General features: G+C 68.6%; 19 protein-coding genes. 3 read left to right on the top strand and 16 right to left on the bottom strand.

The features are described 5' to 3' along the window. Positions 1–7 precede the first annotated feature (7 nt). Together ABXJ56_RS13530 and recO are read right to left on the bottom strand one after the other, a co-directional pair. Positions 8–820: an isoprenyl transferase gene (locus tag ABXJ56_RS13530; RefSeq protein WP_354000259.1), complete on the bottom strand. Its 813-nt coding sequence runs from the start codon at positions 818–820 to the stop codon at positions 8–10. After that, positions 817–1554 carry a DNA repair protein RecO gene (gene recO, locus ABXJ56_RS13525; protein ID WP_354000258.1) on the bottom strand — a complete coding sequence of 246 codons (738 nt, stop codon included), beginning with the start codon at positions 1552–1554 and terminating at the stop codon, positions 817–819. Before recO ends, ABXJ56_RS13530 begins: the two co-directional genes overlap by 4 nt. 36 nt (positions 1555–1590) lie before the next feature. On the opposite strand from recO, the gene ABXJ56_RS13520 reads away from it, so the two are divergent. Continuing rightward, entirely contained in the window at positions 1591–2277 is a 687-nt protein-coding gene (locus ABXJ56_RS13520; RefSeq protein ID WP_354000257.1) for a trimeric intracellular cation channel family protein, read from the top strand. Positions 2278–2388: 111 nt separating this feature from the next. On the opposite strand, the gene leuA is transcribed toward ABXJ56_RS13520, so the two are convergent. The 13 genes from leuA to lepA all read right to left on the bottom strand — a co-directional run bounded on the left by leuA (position 2389) and on the right by lepA (position 16888). Further along, on the bottom strand, positions 2389–4149 hold the full coding sequence (gene leuA, locus ABXJ56_RS13515) for a 2-isopropylmalate synthase (RefSeq protein ID WP_354000256.1): 1761 nt from the start codon (positions 4147–4149) through the stop codon (positions 2389–2391). Between the two features lie 170 nt (positions 4150–4319). Continuing rightward, the gene (era, locus tag ABXJ56_RS13510) at positions 4320–5219 is read right to left on the bottom strand and encodes a GTPase Era (RefSeq protein ID WP_354000255.1); all 900 of its coding nucleotides are present in this window, start codon (positions 5217–5219) and stop codon (positions 4320–4322) included. 1 nt (position 5220) lies between these two features. Beyond that, on the bottom strand, positions 5221–6582 hold the full coding sequence (locus ABXJ56_RS13505; RefSeq protein ID WP_354000254.1) for a hemolysin family protein: 1362 nt from the start codon (positions 6580–6582) through the stop codon (positions 5221–5223). Then, entirely contained in the window at positions 6579–7049 is a 471-nt protein-coding gene (gene ybeY / locus ABXJ56_RS13500; RefSeq protein WP_354000253.1) for an rRNA maturation RNase YbeY, read from the bottom strand. The genes ABXJ56_RS13505 and ybeY overlap by 4 nt, the downstream gene beginning before the upstream one ends. After that, positions 7046–8074, bottom strand: a complete 1029-nt coding sequence (locus ABXJ56_RS13495; RefSeq protein ID WP_354000593.1) for a PhoH family protein — start codon at positions 8072–8074, stop codon at positions 7046–7048. The genes ybeY and ABXJ56_RS13495 overlap by 4 nt, the downstream gene beginning before the upstream one ends. A gap of 40 nt (positions 8075–8114) precedes the next feature. Next, a complete protein-coding gene (locus tag ABXJ56_RS13490) occupies positions 8115–8462 on the bottom strand; it encodes an HIT domain-containing protein (protein ID WP_354000252.1) in 348 nt (115 codons plus the stop codon). 41 nt (positions 8463–8503) lie between these two features. Beyond that, a complete protein-coding gene (locus ABXJ56_RS13485) occupies positions 8504–9235 on the bottom strand; it encodes a 16S rRNA (uracil(1498)-N(3))-methyltransferase (RefSeq protein WP_354000251.1) in 732 nt (243 codons plus the stop codon). A gap of 1 nt (position 9236) precedes the next feature. Continuing rightward, positions 9237–10343 carry a molecular chaperone DnaJ gene (gene dnaJ / locus ABXJ56_RS13480; protein WP_354000250.1) on the bottom strand — a complete coding sequence of 369 codons (1107 nt, stop codon included), beginning with the start codon at positions 10341–10343 and terminating at the stop codon, positions 9237–9239. Positions 10344–10388: 45 nt separating this feature from the next. Further along, on the bottom strand, positions 10389–11435 hold the full coding sequence (gene hrcA / locus ABXJ56_RS13475) for a heat-inducible transcriptional repressor HrcA (protein ID WP_354000249.1): 1047 nt from the start codon (positions 11433–11435) through the stop codon (positions 10389–10391). Positions 11436–11518: 83 nt separating this feature from the next. Beyond that, the gene (hemW, locus tag ABXJ56_RS13470; protein WP_354000248.1) at positions 11519–12736 is read right to left on the bottom strand and encodes a radical SAM family heme chaperone HemW; all 1218 of its coding nucleotides are present in this window, start codon (positions 12734–12736) and stop codon (positions 11519–11521) included. Positions 12737–12738: 2 nt separating this feature from the next. Further along, positions 12739–13389: a DUF1990 family protein gene (locus ABXJ56_RS13465; RefSeq protein WP_354000247.1), complete on the bottom strand. Its 651-nt coding sequence runs from the start codon at positions 13387–13389 to the stop codon at positions 12739–12741. Positions 13390–13437: 48 nt separating this feature from the next. Next, positions 13438–14994, bottom strand: coding sequence for a P-loop ATPase, Sll1717 family (locus ABXJ56_RS13460; protein WP_354000246.1), 1557 nt, complete (start codon positions 14992–14994; stop codon positions 13438–13440). 43 nt (positions 14995–15037) lie between these two features. Continuing rightward, entirely contained in the window at positions 15038–16888 is a 1851-nt protein-coding gene (lepA, locus tag ABXJ56_RS13455) for a translation elongation factor 4 (protein WP_354000245.1), read from the bottom strand. A 41-nt stretch (positions 16889–16929) separates the two neighbouring features. Between lepA and ABXJ56_RS13450 the strand changes: the two genes are divergently transcribed. Next, a complete protein-coding gene (locus tag ABXJ56_RS13450; protein WP_354000592.1) occupies positions 16930–17649 on the top strand; it encodes an alpha/beta fold hydrolase in 720 nt (239 codons plus the stop codon). Between the two features lie 106 nt (positions 17650–17755). Continuing rightward, positions 17756–18016 (top strand): 30S ribosomal protein S20, encoded by a 261-nt coding sequence (rpsT, locus tag ABXJ56_RS13445; protein ID WP_354000244.1) that lies wholly within the window; start codon positions 17756–17758, stop codon positions 18014–18016. Positions 18017–18085: 69 nt separating this feature from the next. Here the strand turns inward: rpsT and holA are convergent, their stop codons facing one another. Next, on the bottom strand, positions 18086–19120 hold the full coding sequence (holA, locus tag ABXJ56_RS13440) for a DNA polymerase III subunit delta (protein ID WP_354000243.1): 1035 nt from the start codon (positions 19118–19120) through the stop codon (positions 18086–18088). Between the last annotated feature and the right edge of the window lie 37 nt (positions 19121–19157).

The following is a 19157-nucleotide window of genomic DNA, read 5'->3' as shown; positions in this document are numbered from 1 at the left end:
GGGATGGTCACAGGGCCGGCGGCTCGGGTGTGTCGACGGCGCCGCCGAAGCGGCGATCGCGGTCCAGGTACAGCTCGATCGCGCGCCACAGGTCGGTGCGGGAGAAGTCGGGCCACAGCGTGTCGAGGAAGACGAATTCCGCGTACGCGGACTCCCACAGCAGGAAGTTCGAGGTGCGCTGCTCCCCGCTGGAACGGACGAAGAGGTCGACATCGGGCATGTCGGGCAGGTACAGCCGACGCGTGATCAGCTTCTCGCTGACCGCCGACGGACGCAGCCGGCCCGCCGCGACGTCGTCGGCGATGGAGCGCATCGCGTCGACGAGCTCGATGCGCCCGCCGTAGTTGACGCACATCGTCAACGTGAGGGTGGAGTTGTCGCGCGTGAGCTCCTCGGCGTATCGGAGCTCCTTGATGACGGATCCCCACAGTCGGGGCGTGCGCCCCGCCCACCGCACGCGGACGCCCCATTCGTTCAGCTGATCGCGGCGCCGGTGCAGCACGTCGCGGTTGAATCCCATCAGGAAACGGACCTCGTCGGGTGAGCGCGACCAGTTCTCCGTCGAGAAGGCGTAGACCGAGAGGTGACGGACCCCGGCCTGGATCGCCCCCGCCACGACATCCAGGAGCGCGGCCTCGCCCGCGCGGTGGCCCTCGACACGCGTGAGGCCGCGCCGGTTCGCCCAGCGGCCGTTGCCGTCCATGACGATCGCCACGTGCTGCGGCACCCCCTTCTTCGGGAAGGACGGAGGGCGGATGCCGGTCCAGTCGATCGGACGGTACGGGACGGCGTCGCGATGCGTGTAGGGCTTGGGTGTCATGAGACCGTTCCGCGAGAGGAGACATGGGACAGCGCGCGGATGCCGCGCTCGAGGTGCCACTGCGCGTAGGCCGACACCAGACCGGACGCGGCGTGGGTCGCACCCGATGTCGCCGTGTCGACGGCATCCCAGTCTCCCGACATGAGGGCGCGGAGGACCACGGCGGTGGAGCGTTCGATGCGCGCGGAACCGGTGGGTGCGCACTGTGCGCACACCATGCCGCCGAGCTGCGCGACGAAGGCGTCGTGGGGTCCCGGCGCGCCGCAGCGGGCGCACTCGTCCAGGCCGGGCGCCCAGCCCGAGAGTGCCATCGCGCGCAGGAGATAGGAGTCGAGGATCGCCCGGGACGCATGCTCGCCGCGGGAGAGCGCGCGCAGGCCGCCGACGAGGAGGAAGTACTGCTGCGTCGTCGCGTCGGCCTCGCTCAGGCGATCGGCCGCCTCCACCATCGCGTGGGCGGACGTGTATCGGTCGTAGTGCGCGACGATGTCGGCACCGTAGGAGCCGAGGGACTCGGCCTGTTGCACGATGTCGAGCGAGCGTCCCTTGTAGAGCTGCACGTCCGCGACCATGAACGGCTCCAGGCGCGCCCCGAACCGCGAAGACGTCCGCCGCACGCCCTTCGCCACGGCGCGGACCTTGCCATGGCGGCGGGAGAGGAGCGTGAGGATGCGGTCCGCCTCACCCAGCTTGTGGGTGCGCAGGATCACCACCTCGTCGCGATACGTGGGCACTGCTCGATTATCCCTGCGACCGCGCACAATAGAGGCGTGGACGAGCCGATCTTCGTGATCCCCCTCTGGGCGGATCTGCTCGCCGTCGGTCTCGGCGGCATCCAGGGGGCCCTGTTCGCTTCGGGGTTCCGCGGAGAGCGGCGACTCGATCTGCTCGGCGTGGCCATCATCGGGATCGTGATGGGCATGGGCGGCGGCCTCATCCGCGACCTGCTGCTCAACGTCCCGCCGGTGACCCTGCAGAGCAACTGGTACCTGCTCACCGCGACGGCCGCCGCGCTGGTCGGGATGCTGCTCGCCGGAGTCTTCCGACGCCTGAACGCGCTCATCGTCGGCCTCGATGCCGTCGTGATCGGGCTGTTCGGCGCCTTCGGTACGACGAAGGCGCTGGCGCTGGGTCTCCCGCCCGTCCCCGCGGTGTTCGTGGGCGTCTGCGCGGCGGTGGGCGGCGGCATCCTGCGCGACATCATCATGGGGCTGCCCGTGGCGATCATGCATGTCGGATCGCTGTACGCGGTGGCCGCCGCCGCCGGGTGCGCCACGCTTGCCGCCACCAGTGCGCTCGGCGGGGACACCGGTATCGCGGCCATCGCAGGAGTGGTGGTCACCGCCGTCATCCGGGTGCTGGCGGTCGTGTTCGACATCTCGCTCCCCGAACAGCGCGCGCTGTACCGACGCAAGGTGGCGGTGGAGACGTCGTCGATCGCCCTCCCCAAGCCCTGATCGCTCCCGTCCCGCCCTCTTCACAGGCCGCGAGACTGCATCCTCCCGACGAAACTGCGTGCGCGGCGTGCAGTCTCGACCGGAGGATGCAGTCTCGCGGTCAGGGTGAGGTCAGACGGTGGTCAGCTCTGCGGCGTGGGTCCGGGTGCGGATGGCGCGGTTCACGCCCGAGACGATCGCCTTGAGGGATGCCGTGGAGATGTCGTTGTCGATGCCCACGCCCCACAGCCGCTCGCCGTCCACCTGGAGCTCGACATACGCGGCGGCCTGCGCGTCCCCGCCGGAGCTCAGAGCGTGCTCGACGTAGTCGTAGAGGGTGACGTCGAAGCCCTGGGCGCGGACGATCTCCAGGAAGGCCGCGACCGGGCCGTTGCCCCGACCCGACGCCTGGATGTTCTCGTCGCCGTCGCGCAGCGTCACGTCGAGCGCGACGTCCGCCGACAGGTCGCTCTGCGACCGCGTCGACAGCAGCTCGAAACGGCCCCAGCGGTGATCGTCGTGCGCGGCGGGCAGGTACTCGTCGGTGAAGATCGACCAGATCTGTTCGCTCGTGACCTCGCCGCCTTCCGCATCGGTCTTGGCCTGCACGACGCCGGAGAACTCGATCTGCAGGCGACGGGGCAGATCCAGCGCGTGGTCGCTCTTGAGCAGGTACGCCACACCGCCCTTGCCGGACTGGGAGTTCACCCGGATCACGGCCTCGTACGAACGTCCGAGGTCCTTCGGATCGACGGGCAGGTAGGGCACGGCCCACTCGATCTCGTCGACGGTGACGCCCTGCGCCGCGGCGCGGACCTCCATCGCCTCGAAGCCCTTCTTGATCGCGTCCTGGTGCGATCCGCTGAACGCCGTGAAGACCAGGTCCCCGGCCCACGGGCTCCGCTCGGGGACCGGAAGCTGGTTGCAGTACTCCGCGGTGCGCTTCACGTGGTCGATGTCGCTGAAGTCGATCTGCGGATCCACGCCCTGGGTCAGCAGGTTGATCCCCAGCGCCACCAGGTCGACGTTGCCGGTGCGCTCGCCGTTGCCGAACAGGCAGCCTTCGATGCGATCCGCCCCGGCCATGTACCCGAGCTCGGCGGCGGCGATGGCGGTTCCCCGGTCGTTGTGCGGGTGCAGCGACAGGATGACGTTCTCCCGGTGCGCGAGATGACGGCTCATCCACTCGATCGAGTCGGCGTACACATTCGGGGTGGCCATCTCGACGGTCGCCGGCAGGTTGATGATGACCTTGCGATCGGGCGTCGGCTCGAAGATCTCGATCACCTGGTTGCAGACGTCTACCGCGAACTCCAGCTCGGTGCCGGTGTAGCTCTCCGGCGAGTACTCGTAGAAGACCTTCGTGTCGGGAATCCGCTTCTCGAACTCCCGGCAGAGCCGTGCGCCTTCGAGTGCGATGTCGATGATCCCCTGCTTGTCGGTGCGGAAGACTACGTCGCGCTGCAGCACGCTCGTCGAGTTGTAGAGGTGGACGATGGCCTGCTTCGCGCCGGCGATCGCCTCGTACGTGCGCTCGATCAGATGCTCACGCGCCTGCGTCAGGACCTGGATGGTGACGTCGGCGGGTATCGCGTCGTCCTCGATGAGGTGACGGACGAAGTCGAAGTCCGTCTGGCTCGCCGAGGGGAAGCCGACCTCGATCTCCTTGTACCCCATGCCCACGAGCAGGTCGAACATGATCCGCTTCCGCTCAGGGCTCATCGGGTCGATCAGGGCCTGATTTCCGTCGCGGAGGTCGACCGCGCACCACCGCGGCGCAGAGGTGATCCGGCGGTCCGGCCACGTACGATCGGGCAGCTCCACCCGGATCTGCTCGTGGTACGGACGGTACTTGTGAATGGGCATGCCCGAGGGGCGCTGGGTGTTTTCCATGATTCGTCGCTTCAGATCGTGGGCCCGAGAGGGGGCCGGCTGGATGCCGATGGGTGCGGACCGACGACAAGCTCCGCGACGAGGAGGGTCCTAGAACGAGGACTCGTCGCGGCGACTAAGAAGGAGAAGCCCGCCGAAGCGCATGCGTCGATGGTAGCAGGATCCGTCGGTCAGAACCCGAGGCGTCCGAGCTGCTTGGGATCGCGCTGCCAATCCTTCGCGACACGCACGTGCAGCTTCAGGAAGACCCGCGTACCCACGAGCGGTTCGATCTGCGCGCGGGCACGGGCGCCGACATCGCGCAGGCGCGAGCCCTTGTGCCCGATGATGATCGCCTTCTGGCTGTCCCGCTCGACGATGACATTGGCATGGATGTCGGTCATGTCGCCGGTGTCGCGGCGTGCGATGTCCTCGATGGTGACCGCGATGGAGTGGGGCAGCTCGTCGCGGACGCCGTCGAGTGCGGACTCCCGGATGATCTCCGCGATCCGATCCTCGCGCGATTCGTCGGTGACCACGTCCTCGGGGTAGAGGGCGGGACCGGCCGGCATCATGGCCAGAAGTTCGTCGGCGAGGACGTCGAGCTGGTCGCGCGTGAGGGACGACAGCGGGATGACGGCGTCCCAGTCCTCGCGCAGCGCATCCACCTCCACCAGGCGATCCGTGATCTGCTCGCGCGAGGCCGCGTCCGTCTTGGTCACGATCGCGACCTTCCGGGCTCGGGGGTACCCGGAGAGGGATTCGGCGATGCGGCGGTCGCCGGGACCGACCTTCTCGGTGGCGGGGACGCAGAAGCCGATCACGTCGACGTCGCCGAGCACCGACTCGACCAGATCGTTCAGTCGCTGACCGAGCAGTGTGCGGGGTTTGTGGAGCCCCGGCGTGTCGACGATGACGAGCTGGCCGTCGGGCCGCGTGACGATGCCGCGGATGGCGCGCCGCGTCGTCTGCGGCTTGTCGCTGATGATGGCGACCTTCTCCCCCACGAGGGCGTTCGTCAGCGTGGACTTGCCGACGTTCGGGCGCCCCACGAAGGTCACGAATCCGGAACGGAACATCTCGGTGGTCATGTCAGCTCTTCCCTTCGCGCGCGGCATCGCCGGCGGCCGTGGTACCAGAAGGGACCGTGCGCAGTTCTCCGGTGCGCGGATGCCGGTCGCCCGAGGCATCGGGGGCGGGCGCGGGTGCGCGCTCGACGAAGACGGTGGCGATCCCGCGGCCGCGACCGCGGGAGGCGCCGCCGATCATGACGAGGCCCGCGTACTCCGCGGTCGCGCCGGCCTGGGGGACGCGCCCGAGCGCCTTGCCGAGGAGCCCGCCGATGGAGTCGACGTCCTCGTCGTCGATGTCGATGCCGAACAGGTCGCCGACCTCGTCCACGCCGAGACGCGCGCTGACCCGGAAGCGTCCGGGCTCGATCTCGTCGATCTCGTCGGCGCGGGGGTCGTACTCGTCGGCGATCTCGCCCACGAGCTCCTCGATGAGGTCCTCCAGGGTCACCAGGCCCGAGACGCCGCCGTATTCGTCGACGACGAGACAGACGTGCACGGCGTCGCGCTTCATCTGCTGGAGGAGGGTCTCCGCCCGCATCGACTCGGGGATGAAGACCGCGGGGCGGGCCACGCGGGCCGCCGGGGCGTCGCGCCAGCCGACCTCGTCGCGGAACCCGAACTGGACGAGGTCCTTGAGATAGAGGACCCCCACGACGTCGTCGGCCTCATCGTCGACGATGGGGACGCGCGAGACCCCGTTGTCGAGGAAGATCGCCATCGCCTCGCGGGTCGAGGCTGCGGCATCCACCGTCACCATGTCGGTGCGCGGCACCATGACGGCTCGGACGTAGGTCTCGGTGAAGTCGAAGACCGAGTGGATGAGCTCACGGTCGTCCTCCTCGATGAGCTCGTTCTCCGCGGCCTCGTCGATGATGCTGAGCAGCTGCTCCTCGGAGGCGAACGAGCCCGATCGTGCGCGTCCGGGCGCGACCCGCGTGCCGATGGCGGCGAGGCCGTGGGCGAGCGGGCCGAGGAGGATGCGGACTCCGCGGACGACGGGCGCCGCGGCGCGCAGCAGCCCCCGGGCGTGCTGCCTCCCGACGCTGCGCGGGCTCGCGCCGACGACGATGTACGAGATGCCGGTCATGAGCACGGCGGCGGCGAGCATCGCCCACCAGATGTTCTCGAACAGCAGGGTGAGGGCGACCGTGACCAGCACCGCTGCGGTCGTCTCGGCGAGCACCCGGATGAAGATGACGGCGTTGGTGTGCGCCTCGGGATCGATCGCGATCCGGCGGAGGGACTCGGCGTTGCGCCCGTCCGCGCCGAGCTCGGCGAGGTCCGCACGCGAGGTCACCCCGAGCGCGGCATCCAGCGCCACCATCAGGAAGCCGAACGCGAGCAGGAGAGCGGCGCCGACGAGCAGGAGGGCTTCGGTCATGCGCGAGGCCGACGACGCTCGGCCGCGTGGAAGCTCGCGATCAGCTCGCGCTGCAGGCCGAACATCTCCCGCTCCTCCTCCGGCTCGGCGTGATCGAAGCCGAGGAGGTGGAGCAGACCGTGTGTGGTGAGGAGGATGAGTTCGTCCGTCGTGGAATGGCGCGCCGCAGCAGCCTGCGCCTCCGCGACCTGCGGGCACAGCACGATGTCGCCGAGCAGACCCGGAGGGGTGGGCATGTCCTCGGTGCCGGGGCGGAGCTCGTCCATCGGGAAGCTCAGCACGTCGGTCGGCCCCGGCTCGTCCATCCACTGGACGTGGAGCGACTCCATCGCGCCCTCATCGACGAGGAGGATCGCGACGTCGGCGTCCGCGCTGACCTTCAGCTCGCCCAGGTTGTGCTCCGTGAGTCGCAGCAGGACCGTCTCGTCGACATCGATGCCCGACTCGTTGCTGATCTCGATCGTCATGAGCGCCCCCTCTTGCCCAGGCGGTCCCGCGGACCCCCGCTGCGCGGCCCACCGCGCCGATCCGCGCGGTTGGCGAACTCGCTGGCCTCGTCGCGCTCGCGGCGATCCGCCATTCGCCGCTCGTCGTACTCGCTGTAGGCGTCGACGATGCGTCCGACCAGGGTGTGACGGACGACGTCCTCCGAGGTCAGGTGCGCGAAGTGGATGTCGTCGATACCCGAGAGGACGCGGGTCACCAGTCGGAGACCGGATGCGCCCTGGGGGAGGTCGATCTGCGTGACGTCGCCGGTGACGACCATGCGCGTGCCGAACCCGAGCCGCGTGAGGAACATCTTCATCTGTTCCGGCGTCGTGTTCTGCGCCTCGTCGAGGACGACGAAGGAATCGTTCAGCGTGCGGCCGCGCATGTAGGCCAGCGGCGCGACCTCGATCGTGCCGGTCGCCATGAGCTTGGGCACGAGCTCCGGATCCATCATCTCGTTGAGCGCGTCGTACAGCGGTCGCAGGTAGGGGTCGATCTTGTCCGTGAGCGTCCCGGGGAGGAACCCCAGTCGCTCCCCCGCCTCCACCGCCGGCCGGGTGAGGATGATGCGGTTGACCTCCTTGCGCTGAAGGGCCTGCACCGCCTTCGCCATCGCGAGATAGGTCTTGCCCGTTCCGGCGGGGCCGATCCCGAACACGATCGTGTGGTCTTCGATCGCATCGACATAGGCCTTCTGCCCCGCCGTCTTGGGCCTGATGACCTTGCCGCGGGAGGACAGGATCGCTTCGCCCAGGACTTCGGAAGGGCGGGGACCGCCATCGGTGCGGAGGATGCGATTGGAGGAGGAGACGTCGGAGGGCGCGAGATCATGGCCCGCGCGCGTCATCTCCAGAAGCTCGTCCACGAGGCGCTTCGCCGCGGCCACATCGCTGCTCGGTCCGGACAGGGTGATCTCGTTCCCTCGGACGAGGACGTCGACGGCAGGATGCTCCCGCTCGACGACACGCAGGAGGCGGTCCTGCGGGCCGAGGAGCTGGACCATCGCCACCCCGTCGGCGTAGATGCGTTCGGTCGAGGTGTCGTCAGCCACCGAGGCTCTTCTCCCCCAGCCCACCGGCCAGGACGTGCGCGTGAACATGGAAGACGGTCTGGCCGGCGTCGGCGCCGGTGTTGAAGACCAATCGGAAGTCGCCGCCGGCGTGCTCCGCCGCCAGCGAGGAGGCGACGCCGATCATCTCGGCGAGGATGTCGGGGGCGCCGGCGGCGAGCTCGACGACGTTGCGGTAGTCCTCGGACTTGGGGACCACCAGGAGGTGCACCGGCGCCTGAGGCGCGATGTCGCGGATGGCGAAGACGTTCTCGGTCTCGGCGATGATCTCCGCGGGGATGTCGCCGCGGAGGATGCGGGTGAAGATCGACGGCTCTGCCATAGGGGCCAGTCTATCCGCGCGTGTCGTCGCGACCGGCGGGGTCACCAGCGACGGAGGGTCGTGCTCAGGACGGCGAGGGCGGCGGGACCCGCCGTCGATGTGCGAAGCACGGTGGCGCCGAGGCGGGCGATCGTCGCGCCGTGCTCGTCGAAAGTCCGGAGCTCCGCGTCGGAGATCCCTCCTTCGGGGCCGACGACGAGGACGATGTCCCGTCCGTCGGCGAGCGCCAGTGCGCTCAGTCGTTCCGTCCCCGCGGGATCGAGAACCAGGATCCGGCTCTCGGCGTACCGGCTGCAGATCTCGCCGGCGGTCGCGAGCGGTGACACGTCGGGGATCCAGGCGCGGTGGGCCTGCTTGGCCGCCTCCCGCACGATCGTCGTCCAGCGGGTGCGTCCCTTCTCCGCTTTGGCCGCGTCCCAGCGCGACACGCTGCGCTCCGCCTGCCACGGCACGATCTCATCCACGCCGAGCTCCGTCGACGCCTGGATCGCGAGCTCGTCGCGGTCTCCCTTAGCGAGAGCCTGCACCAGCACGATGCGCGGGCTCGGCGCGCGGACCTCGGAGCGCGCGGTCACGTCCACGACGACGCGACCGGGGCCGGCCTCCGTGCACGTGCCCTCCGCCCACACCCCGCGTCCGTCGCCCACCGTGACCGCTTCGCCCGGGCGCACGCGGCGGACCGTCGCGGCGTGATGCGCTTCGGAGCCGGTGAGCACCAGCTCCTCGCCGACGGCGACGTCGGAAACGGCATCCGTCACGAAATGCAGCGCCATGTCAGTGGCGGAACCGATCGCGGAGCTTCGCGAACAGGCCCTGGTGGAACTCCGACAGTCGCGGCGCGGGGGCCTTCGTGCGACGCGCGAAGTCCTCGATCAGCGCACGCTCCTTGGCATCCAGGCGCGTCGGAGTGACCACGTGCACCCCCACGCGGAGATCACCGCGCTGGGAACCGCGAAGCGGCGTGATACCCCGCCCCTTGATCGTCAGGACGTCGCCCGCCTGCACCCCCGGCCGGATCTCGAGATCGACCGGACCGTCGAGGGACGTGATGGTCGTCGTCGTCCCGAGGATGGCGTCGGGCATCGACACTTCGAGGGTCGCGAGGAGGTCGTCCCCCTCGCGGCTGAACGCGTCGTGCGGGGCGACGGAGATCTCGATGTACAGGTCACCGTTCGGTCCGCCGGCGGGCCCGACCTCGCCCGAACCGGGGAGCTGGAGGCGGAGTCCGGTCTCGACCCCGGCCGGGATGTCGAGGGAGACCGTGCGACGGGAGCGCACCCGACCCTGGCCCTGGCAGGTGGCGCAGGGATAGGGGATGGTCGTGCCGTACCCCTGGCACACCGAGCACGGCTGGCTGGTGACGACGTTCCCGAGAAGGCTCCGCACCTGCCGCTGCACGTGGCCCGATCCGTGGCAGATGTCGCACGTCACCGGGGCGGTCCCCGGCTGGCAGCAGGATCCCTCGCAGGTCTCGCATCCCACGGCCGTGTCGACCTCGATGTCGCGGTGGACGCCGAAGACGACGTCGCCGAGCTCGAGTGACACCTTCACCAGAGCGTCCTGACCGCGCTCTCGGCGGGAACGGGGCCGTCCCGCGCGGGCACCGCCTCCGCCTCCGAAGAAGGTCTCGAAGATGTCGCCGAAGCCGCCGAACCCGCCGCCGCCGAGTCCCCCGCCGTCACCGCCCATGTCATAGCGGGCTCGCTGATCGGGGTCGCTCAGGACGTCGTACGCGTGGGTGACGAGCTTGAACCGCTCGGCCGCGTCGTCTCCCGGATTCACATCCGGGTGCAGCTGGCGGGCCAGGCGCCGGTACGCCTTCTTGATGTCATCCGGACTGGCGTCGCGCGCAACGCCGAGGACCTCGTAGTGGTCAGTCACGGTGGCCTTTCTGCCCGCGGGGAATGCGGGGTCGGGTGAGCGGCGTCAGCGGCCGCTCTCGTCTTCTTCGAGTATCCGCGTCAGGTAACGGGCCACGGCCCTCACCGCCGCGAGGTTGGTCGGGTAGTCCATCCGCGTGGGGCCGAGGAGACCGACCCTCGCGCGGGTGCGCGCACCCGTCACGTCGTAGTCGCTGGCGAGGACGGATGCCTCGCCCAGGCCGAACGGCTCGTTCTCCCGCCCGATGCTCGCCGCGAGGCCCTGGTCGTCGGCGACCATCTCCCCCATCAGGCGGAGGATGGTCACCTGCTCCTCGATCGCCTCGAGCAGCGGATAGATGCTGCCGCGGAAGTCCGCCTCGCTGCGCGCGAGGTTCGCGCTGCCGGCCATCACCAGGCGGTCCTGGCGGAAGTGCTCCAGTTCCTCCGCGACGGCCTTCGCGATCACGATGGTGGCCTTCTCGCGGGCGATCGCGTGCTCATCGGGTGCCGCGATCCGCGAGGCGATGCGCTCGAGACCGTCGCGGACGGGGCGTCCGACAAGAAGGGTCCCGAGCTCCGCCCGGATCCGCGCCAGCTCGCTGTCGTCGAACTCGTCGCGCACGTAGGCCACGCGCTGCGAGACGCGTCCGGTGTCGGTGACGACGATCACCAGCATCCGTCCGCCACCGAGCTGCACGAGCTCGACGTGGGTGACCCGTGCCCGGGCGAACGAGGGGTACTGCACGATCGCGACCTGCCCGGTGAGGCTCGTCAGCGCCCGCACGGTGCGCGTGAGCACGTCGTCGAGATCACCGGAGCCCTCGAGGAAGGAGGAGATGGCGCTCCGCTGCGCGGCGCTCAGCGGACGGAGCTCCGCCAGATGGTCGACGAAGACGCGGTACCCCTTGTCGGTCGGCACGCGACCGGAGGACGTGTGGGGAGCGGCGATGAGCTCTTCGTCCTCGAGCTGCGCCATGTCGTTGCGGATCGTCGCCGCGGACACGCCGAACGCATGACGGTCGACGATCGCCTTGCTGCCGACGGGTTCGCGCGTGTCGACATAGTCCTGGACGATGGCGCGCAGCACCTGGAGCCCTCGCTCGCTGACCATGCCACCTCCTGGGACGTTCGTTGGCACTCACCGGAATCGAGTGCCAATTCTACTCGATGGGGTCCGCCGGGGTCGGGAGGCGCTCAGGAGGTGAGGGCGCGGGCCACGGTGTCGCCGAGAAGCCGACCGCGGAGGGTCAGCACGACGCGGCCGTGGACCGCCGCGGCGCCGTCGACCAGGCCGTCGGCGATGAGGGCCGCGAGGGCGCGGCGTCCGGACGCGGGCAGTCGGTCGAGAGGGAGGCCGTCGCGGATGCGGGTGCGCAGCAGCACCTCCTCCCAGAGCCGCGCGGTGGGGTCCGGCGTCTCCCGGCCGGCGGCCGGCGACTCCCCCGCGCCCAGGCGCGCGGCGTAGGCCGCCGGATGGCGCACGTTCCAGAATCGGGTGCCCGCGACGTGGCTGTGCGCCCCGGGACCGTAGCCCCACCAGTCCGCACCCTCCCAGTAGGCGAGATTGTGGCGCGACCGGCTCTCGTGCGTGCGGGCCCAGTTGGACACCTCGTACCAGGCGAACCCCGCGGCGCCGAGGAGCTCGTCCGCCAGTTCGTACATGTCCGCCTGAAGGTCGTCGTCGGGAGCGGCGACCTCCCCGCGGCGGATCTGCCGTGCGAGCTTGGTTCCGTCCTCGACGATGAGCGCATACGCGGAGATGTGATCGGGTTCGAGCGCCAGGGCCTCCTCCAGGGAACGGCGCCAATCCGCCAGGGACTCGCCCGGCGCGCCGTAGATCACGTCGACGCTCACCTGCAGGCCCGCCGCTCGCGCGGAGTCGACGGCGCTGCGGACGTTCTCGGGGCGATGCGTGCGATCGAGGCTGGCCAGGACATGCGGGACCGCGGACTGCATGCCGACGGACATGCGGGTCACCCCCGCGGCGGCGAGGGTCGTCGCGGTCTCGGGACGCACCGTGTCCGGATTGGCCTCGACGGTCACCTCGGCACCGTGTGCGATGCCGAACGCCTCGTCGATGCCGCGCAGCATCCGACCGAGGTCGCCCGCCGGCAGGAGCGTGGGTGTCCCGCCGCCGAAGAACACCGTGCTCGCCGGGCGGAGGGGTCCGCGCGCGGCGAGCTGCGCGACGGACAGGTCGATCTCGCGGCGCACGGTGTCGGCGTAGGCGTCCTGAGGAGCACCGTGGAGCTCCTGCGCGGTGTACGTGTTGAAGTCGCAGTATCCGCATCGGACACGGCAGAACGGCACGTGCAGGTACACGCTGAACGGCGCATCCGCCGCCCAGGTGCCGGTCTCCTCGAGCGGACCGGACGCGGGGATCGGATCGCCGAGGGGGAGCGCCGCTCCCACCGTCAGGCCGGCGTCGCGTAGAGGGGCGAGATCGCGCGGAGGTATCCCGAGAACAGGGCCCGGCGCCGGCGACGCGTCAGCGCGGGAACGAGGCGGTAGAACGGCGCCTTCGGCGCGTCGAAGGCGCGCACGGTGAACCAGACCTCGTCGTTGTCGTGCCAGTCGAGCATGAGCGATTCCTCGCCGCTCACCACCGAATCCCCCACGGTGCCGAGCGCGAAGCCGATCCGACGCGGCTCGTCGACGGCGAAGATGACCCGGAGTTCGGCATCGGCCCGCATGCCGCCCACGCGACCGCTCACTCGGACGGTCGTGCCGCCGGCGACGTACGGGGTGCCGTCGGCGTCGTAGCGCACTTCGGACTCGCTGCGGCTCGGCGCGACCGGCACGCCCTCAGGATCGAAGCTGACACCGGCGTACGTGGGTCCCGCCGCCGGACGCACGTCGCTCAGCGCGAGTCCCGCCCCGCGCTGCGCGGTCCACGACAGCAGCGCCTCCCCCGCGGAGCGGAATCGGGACTCGCCGCTGCCGATGCGCCACGACTGCTCCGCCGGGATGCTCCGCTCGGGCGGATACTGCATGAGGTCGGGGGCCTGTGTGGCTCCGACGGCGGCGTAGTCGACGGTGTCGTCCCGGAAGTTTCCTCGACGCATGGGGGCCAGCCTACTTCGCGGCCTCATTGGCGCCGCTCACGCCCAGACTCATGCGCTGTCACCCCGAGGCTTGCGTGCAGTGCTTGTGTTGTCGCCCTTAGGTTCACGCATGGCGAGCCAGCTGCGATACATGGGGTGTACCTGAAAACGCGAGATGCTCCCGAGATTGAGGCTCCCTGCCTGATAGGGGCCGAGGTACGTACTTCCACTTCGGGCTCGCCCTTTGATGCCTCCAACCGCTTGTGCCTTGAGGAATCCCACGCGCCAGAGTACCTCGATGAGATGCTCGGGATCGTATCCGTCCATCCAACGATGGTCCACGGACGACGGCTTATCCTCCACCAGAATTTCAAGACAAAGATCTTCCAACTCATCTCGATCGAACGTGAAGGTTCGCCCTCGGAAAGCCTCGAAGACCGCCAAGAGATCCGCAAACTGAAAGCGGTACTCAGCCGCGATGTCTTGCGCACGCTCTTCGGAGTAACTGTGCTCCGCGACGACGATGCTCGCGTAGTCCAACGGTGCGCCCCGAGCCTCTGTCAAGGCTTGTTCCACGATCTGAGTTGCAAATTGGATTATCTCGCGAGGGCGATAGAGGGTGCGGTCGATCAAGTAGTTGAATGAATTGCTCTGTCGGTAGGTGAGGGTCTCAGAGAAGATCAGACTCCACATTAGTTCGTCAGGCAGTGCCTGGAGTTCGGGTTGAGCGTGGCCATGCAAACTCTCGGAAAGCGTAAATCGAATTCGTTGGTTCATAAGCCTCTGAAGTCCGACTTCGTCCCATTTGACGTACTCTGTAAGGTCTCGAACCTTCTGCGCGTCGTCATATATTGCAGGAATGTTTTCGTACAGCTCCTGCCTCAGGCTCATGTAAAGACGCAAATTTGGATGCAGCGAGTTGAGCGTTATGCACGCTTGAAAGAGACCAGCGACAAAAGCCTTTGCGTCCTCGCTTTCGTCCCAACCACGATCGAGCTCGTCAACAAATATCACGACCCGATGCCGGTCGAGCACGTCGCGTAGGTTAGGAATCAGGTCCGTGACCTCCTCCAGCTTGTATAGCTTCTGGAGTTCACGAACCTTCATGCCGGCCTCGTACGGACCGACCTTCACGCCCTCGAGTCTCTTAAGATAGGAGATAAGCGCTGAGAATTTGTCGTTTTGCCCGCCCGCGTGATTGTCGCGCACGTAACGGGCTATCTTGCCGAGAGAAGAACTTTTGCTGCCGCGATCTCCGTCGCGGGTTAGAGCCTTCATCACCAGAACATAAATCAGGTACTTCCAAGCAGCGGCGTACGCGCTTTCCTTACGCCAGGAGCCGTCGAGCTCCGAAACCATCGTCTCCTTCAGAAGCTCGTATGAGTAATCCTCTGGGGAAAGCTCGATCACCGATGTGTTCGACTGTCTTCTCTCTCTGCTGGCCATTACCTGGAAGATTGCGCTCTTGCCCGCTCCCCGGTTGCCAATCACGATCCTCTTCGTTCCCTCTGCGACGCGTCGGTAGGCGTCGCTCTCGACGAAGTACTCGTATAGACCAGGATCTCGTTCGGCAGCGGGCGAGCCGAAACGTACCTTTTTCAGGTCTATAAAATCTCGAACTTCCATGGCCCCCCCCGGGTATCTTGCCCGATACTACTGCGGAGCCAGCCTACTTCGCGGACTTGCCCTCGACGTCCCCGGAGAGCGCGGCGATGAACGCCTCCTGGGGCACCTCGACGCGGCCGACCATCTTCATGCGCTTCTTGCCCTCCTTCTGCTTCTCCAGCAGCTTGCGCTTGCGGGTGATGTCACCGCCGTAGCACTTCGCCAGGACGTCCTTGCGGATGGCGCGGATGTTCTCGCGGGCGATGATGCGCGCGCCGATGGCGGCCTGGATGGGGACCTCGAACTGCTGACGCGGGATGAGCTTGCGCAGCCGCTCGGTCATCAGCGTCCCGTAGGCGTACGCCTTCTCGCGGTGCACGATCGAGCTGAAGGCGTCGACCTTGTCGCCCTGGAGCAGGATGTCGACCTTGACCAGGTCCGCCTCCTGCTGTCCGCTCGGCTCGTAGTCGAGGCTCGCGTAGCCCTGCGTCTTCGACTTCAGCTGGTCGAAGAAGTCGAACACGATCTCGCCGAGCGGCATGTCGTAGCGCAGCTCGACGCGGTCCTCGCTCAGATAGTCCATTCCCAGCAGGCTGCCGCGGCGGGTCTGGCACAGCTCCATGACGGTCCCGACGTAGTCCTTCGGCAGCAGGATGCCGACCTTGACCATCGGCTCGGAGACCGAGGCGACACGCCCGTCCGGGTACTCGCTCGGGTTGGTCACCGTCACCGTCTCACCGGTATCGGTGGTCACCTCATAGGTCACCGAGGGGGCGGTGGTGATCAGGTCCAGGCCGAACTCGCGCGAGAGACGCTCGGTGATGATCTCGAGGTGCAGGAGGCCGAGGAACCCGCATCGGAAGCCGAAGCCCAGCGCGACCGAGGTCTCGGGCTCGTACTGCAGGGAGGCGTCCGACAGCTTCAGCTTGTCCAGCGCCTCGCGGAGATCGCCGTAGTCGCTACCGTCGATCGGGTAGATGCCGGAGAAGACCATGGGCTTCGGATCGGTGTAGCCCGGAAGCGCCTCGCTCGCGGGGACGCGGTGGTGCGTGATGGTGTCGCCGACCTTGGACTGGCGGACGTCCTTCACCCCGGTGATCAGGTACCCCACTTCGCCCACGCCCAGACCCCGGGTCGGTGTGGGTTCGGGACTGGACACCCCGATCTCGAGGAGTTCGTGCGTCGCGCGAGTGGACATCATCTGGATGCGCTCGCGGGGCGAGAGCTGACCGTCGACCATCCGTACGTATGTCACGACGCCGCGGTAGGCGTCGTACACGGAATCGAAGATCATCGCGCGTGCCGGCGCATCGGCGTCGCCCGTCGGCGCCGGGATCTGCTCGACGATGCGGTCGAGCAGTGCCTCGACCCCCATCCCGGTCTTGCCCGACACCCGGAGCACGTCGGCCGGGTCGCCGCCGATGAGGCCCGCGAGCTCGGCGGCGAACTTGTCGGGATCAGCGGCGGGAAGGTCGATCTTGTTGAGGACCGGGATGATGTGCAGGTCGTTCTCGAGGGCGAGATAGAGGTTCGCGAGCGTCTGGGCCTCGATGCCCTGCGCAGCGTCGACGAGGAGGATGGCCCCCTCGCACGCCGCGAGGGACCGGCTCACCTCGTAGGTGAAGTCGACGTGGCCGGGCGTGTCGATCATGTTCAGGGCGTACGCCGACTCGTCCCGCTGCCACGGCATCCGCACCGCCTGCGACTTGATCGTGATGCCGCGCTCACGCTCGATGTCCATGCGGTCCAGGTACTGGGCGCGCATGTCGCGGTCGGCGACCACGCCCGTGATCTGCAGCATCCGATCGGCCAGGGTGGACTTGCCGTGGTCGATGTGGGCGATGATGCAGAAATTGCGGATGAGCTCCGGCGGCGTGGCGGAGGGCTCGAGGGGCTTCAGGGCGCGAGGTGACATGTCTCGTCGATTCTACGGGGGCGGTGGCTTACCCTGACGGCATGGTCGTCCAGGTGGTGATGGTGCACGGCATCCGAACGTCCGCGACGATGTGGCGGGCGCAGGTCGCGCACCTCCAGGACCGCGGGGTCGAGGCGGTCGCCGTGGACCTCCCCGGTCACGGAGCACGGATGTCGGAGGAGTTCTCCGTCGCGGGCGCGTTCGAGACAATCGACGCCGCCGTGCGGGATGCGGCCGCGCGCGGGCCGGTCATCCTCGTCGGTCACTCGATGGGGGGACTCCTGTGCATCGAGTACGCCGGCGGTGAGAAGCGGCCGCCGCTCGCCGCCTTCGTCGCGGCATCCTGCACAGCGGTTCCGCGGGGACCGGGGCTCGCGGCGTACCGCTTCCTCGCGCGCCGGTTCGACGCTCTCCCGGATCGGGGGATGTGGCTGACGGATCGGGTGCTCGACTGGACCCTGCCCGGTGAGACCCGCGCCGACTTCGGGGCGGGTGGCTACGCCTTCGACACCCAGGATCTCGCCCTCCGCAGCCTGTCGGTGCTCGACCTCCTGACTGCTCTGGCGCGGATCGACGTGCCGATGTGGTTCGTCAACGGGCAGTTCGACCAGCTCCGCGTGAACGAGCGACTGTTCACCCGCGTGGCGGCGGATGCCGAGCTCATCGTCGTCCCACGTACGAGTCACCTGGTGACCGCGATGCGCCCGCGCGTGTTCAACGCCGTGCTGGACCTCGCGATCGCGACAGTCGAACAGACCTGATAGAATCCTTGTTTGGCTTGCGTGTGGGTCCACCGCACGACCGCCGAGGCGCCCCTCTCGCGTCGCCGGCACTCCACCACCACTCCGAGCGAAGGAACGTCCACACGTGGCGAACATCAAGTCGCAGATCAAGCGCAACAAGACCAACGAGAAGGCCCGCGAGCGCAACAAGGCGGTCAAGAGCGAGCTGAAGACCGAGGTGCGTCGCACCCGCGAGGCCGTCGCCTCCGGCGACAAGGCAGCCGCGGAGACCGCGCTGCGCAAGGCCAACAAGAAGCTCGACAAGGCTGTGAGCAAGGGCGTGATCCACGCCAACCAGGCCGCCAACCGCAAGTCGGCGATCGCCAAGCAGGTCGCGTCGCTCTGAGGCGTACCTGCGACGACGAAGGCCCGCTCCCCCAGGGAGCGGGCCTTCGTCGTTCGCGAGGGCGACGTGTCAGTGGCCGAACGGCGTCCGGGTCGCGATGACGGTCACGAGGCGTTCCACCGCGAAGACAGGGTCGCGCGAGGCGCCCTTCACCTCGGAATCGGCGCGCGCAGCGGCCTGGATGGCCATTCCGAGCGTCGCCTCGTTCCAGCCGCTGAGATCGCGTCGCGCGCGATCGACCTGCCAGTCTTTCAATCCGAGCCGTGCCGCCAGGGCGCTCGAGGACTCCCTGTGCCCGGCGACACGCGCCATCGTCCGCAGCTTGGACGCGATCGCGGCGACGAGAGGAACCGGATCCGCCCCGGAGGCGAGGGCATGCCGCAGGGCGACGAGGGCGTCGCCGTAGCGACCGGCGATGGCGGTGTCGGCCACGACGAAGGCCGACGTCTCGACGCGACCCCCGTAGTAGCGCTCGACCACCTGGTCGGTGATGTCGCCCGGGACGTCGGAGATCAGCTGCTGGCACGCGGCCGCGAGTTCGGTCAGATCGTCGGCGAACGCGGAGACGAGAGCACGGAGGGCGCCGGGCGCGATGCGCTTCTGCGCCGAGCGGAACTCGTCCGCAGCGAAGTCGAAGCGGTCCGAGTCCCGCTTCACCGCCGGGCAGGAGATCTCGATGCCCCCGCCGCGGCCGCTGCGCACCGCATCGAGCAGCTTCTTCCCGCGCACGGTCGCACCGGTGTGGCGCAGGACGACGGTGGCCCCCTCCTGCGGCGCGTCGAGATAGCCGAGCGCCTCGGTCAGGAAGGCGTCGCTGCACTTCTCCACGCCGCTCACGCGGAGGAGGCGGGGTTCGCCGAAGAGAGACGGGGAGGACAGCGAGAGCAGGGTCCCCGGGGCGTAGTCGTCGGCGCGGACATCCGAGACCTCGAGGCTCGCATCCTCGGCCCGCAGGGCGTCGCGGACACCCGCGATCGCGCGCTCGGCGCAGACCTCCTCGGGTCCGGAGACGAGGACGACGGGAGCCGGCTGAGGTCGTCGCCACGAGACCTGGGGGATGGCGCTCTTCGGCCCTCGGGCGGCGGGACGACGTGGGGCGGGCATGGGGTTCAGCCTACAAGCGACCCCTGACGCCCGACTC

The organism is Microbacterium aurantiacum, from assembly GCF_040532595.1.
Taxonomy (GTDB): Bacteria; Actinomycetota; Actinomycetes; order Actinomycetales; family Microbacteriaceae; genus Microbacterium; species Microbacterium chocolatum_B.
The sequence above is the reverse complement of the archived record's forward strand: the minus strand, read 5'-3'. Positions and strand labels throughout refer to the sequence as shown.

What these genes read in the sequence shown, in the direction of transcription:
- ABXJ56_RS13530 (WP_354000259.1), bottom strand. Translation starts at nt 820, where the DNA reads ATGACACCCAAGCCCTACACGCATCGCGACGCCGTCCCGTACCGTCCG.
- leuA (WP_354000256.1), bottom strand. Translation starts at nt 4,149, where the DNA reads ATGGAAAACACCCAGCGCCCCTCGGGCATGCCCATTCACAAGTACCGT.
- era (WP_354000255.1), bottom strand. Translation starts at nt 5,219, where the DNA reads ATGACCACCGAGATGTTCCGTTCCGGATTCGTGACCTTCGTGGGGCGC.
- ABXJ56_RS13505 (WP_354000254.1), bottom strand. Translation starts at nt 6,582, where the DNA reads ATGACCGAAGCCCTCCTGCTCGTCGGCGCCGCTCTCCTGCTCGCGTTC.
- ybeY (WP_354000253.1), bottom strand. Translation starts at nt 7,049, where the DNA reads ATGACGATCGAGATCAGCAACGAGTCGGGCATCGATGTCGACGAGACG.
- ABXJ56_RS13495 (WP_354000593.1), bottom strand. Translation starts at nt 8,074, where the DNA reads ATGGTCCAGCTCCTCGGCCCGCAGGACCGCCTCCTGCGTGTCGTCGAG.
- ABXJ56_RS13490 (WP_354000252.1), bottom strand. Translation starts at nt 8,462, where the DNA reads ATGGCAGAGCCGTCGATCTTCACCCGCATCCTCCGCGGCGACATCCCC.
- ABXJ56_RS13485 (WP_354000251.1), bottom strand. Translation starts at nt 9,235, where the DNA reads ATGGCGCTGCATTTCGTGACGGATGCCGTTTCCGACGTCGCCGTCGGC.
- hrcA (WP_354000249.1), bottom strand. Translation starts at nt 11,435, where the DNA reads ATGGTCAGCGAGCGAGGGCTCCAGGTGCTGCGCGCCATCGTCCAGGAC.
- ABXJ56_RS13465 (WP_354000247.1), bottom strand. Translation starts at nt 13,389, where the DNA reads ATGCGTCGAGGAAACTTCCGGGACGACACCGTCGACTACGCCGCCGTC.
- ABXJ56_RS13460 (WP_354000246.1), bottom strand. Translation starts at nt 14,994, where the DNA reads ATGGAAGTTCGAGATTTTATAGACCTGAAAAAGGTACGTTTCGGCTCG.
- lepA (WP_354000245.1), bottom strand. Translation starts at nt 16,888, where the DNA reads ATGTCACCTCGCGCCCTGAAGCCCCTCGAGCCCTCCGCCACGCCGCCG.
- ABXJ56_RS13450 (WP_354000592.1), top strand. Translation starts at nt 16,930, where the DNA reads ATGGTCGTCCAGGTGGTGATGGTGCACGGCATCCGAACGTCCGCGACG.
- holA (WP_354000243.1), bottom strand. Translation starts at nt 19,120, where the DNA reads ATGCCCGCCCCACGTCGTCCCGCCGCCCGAGGGCCGAAGAGCGCCATC.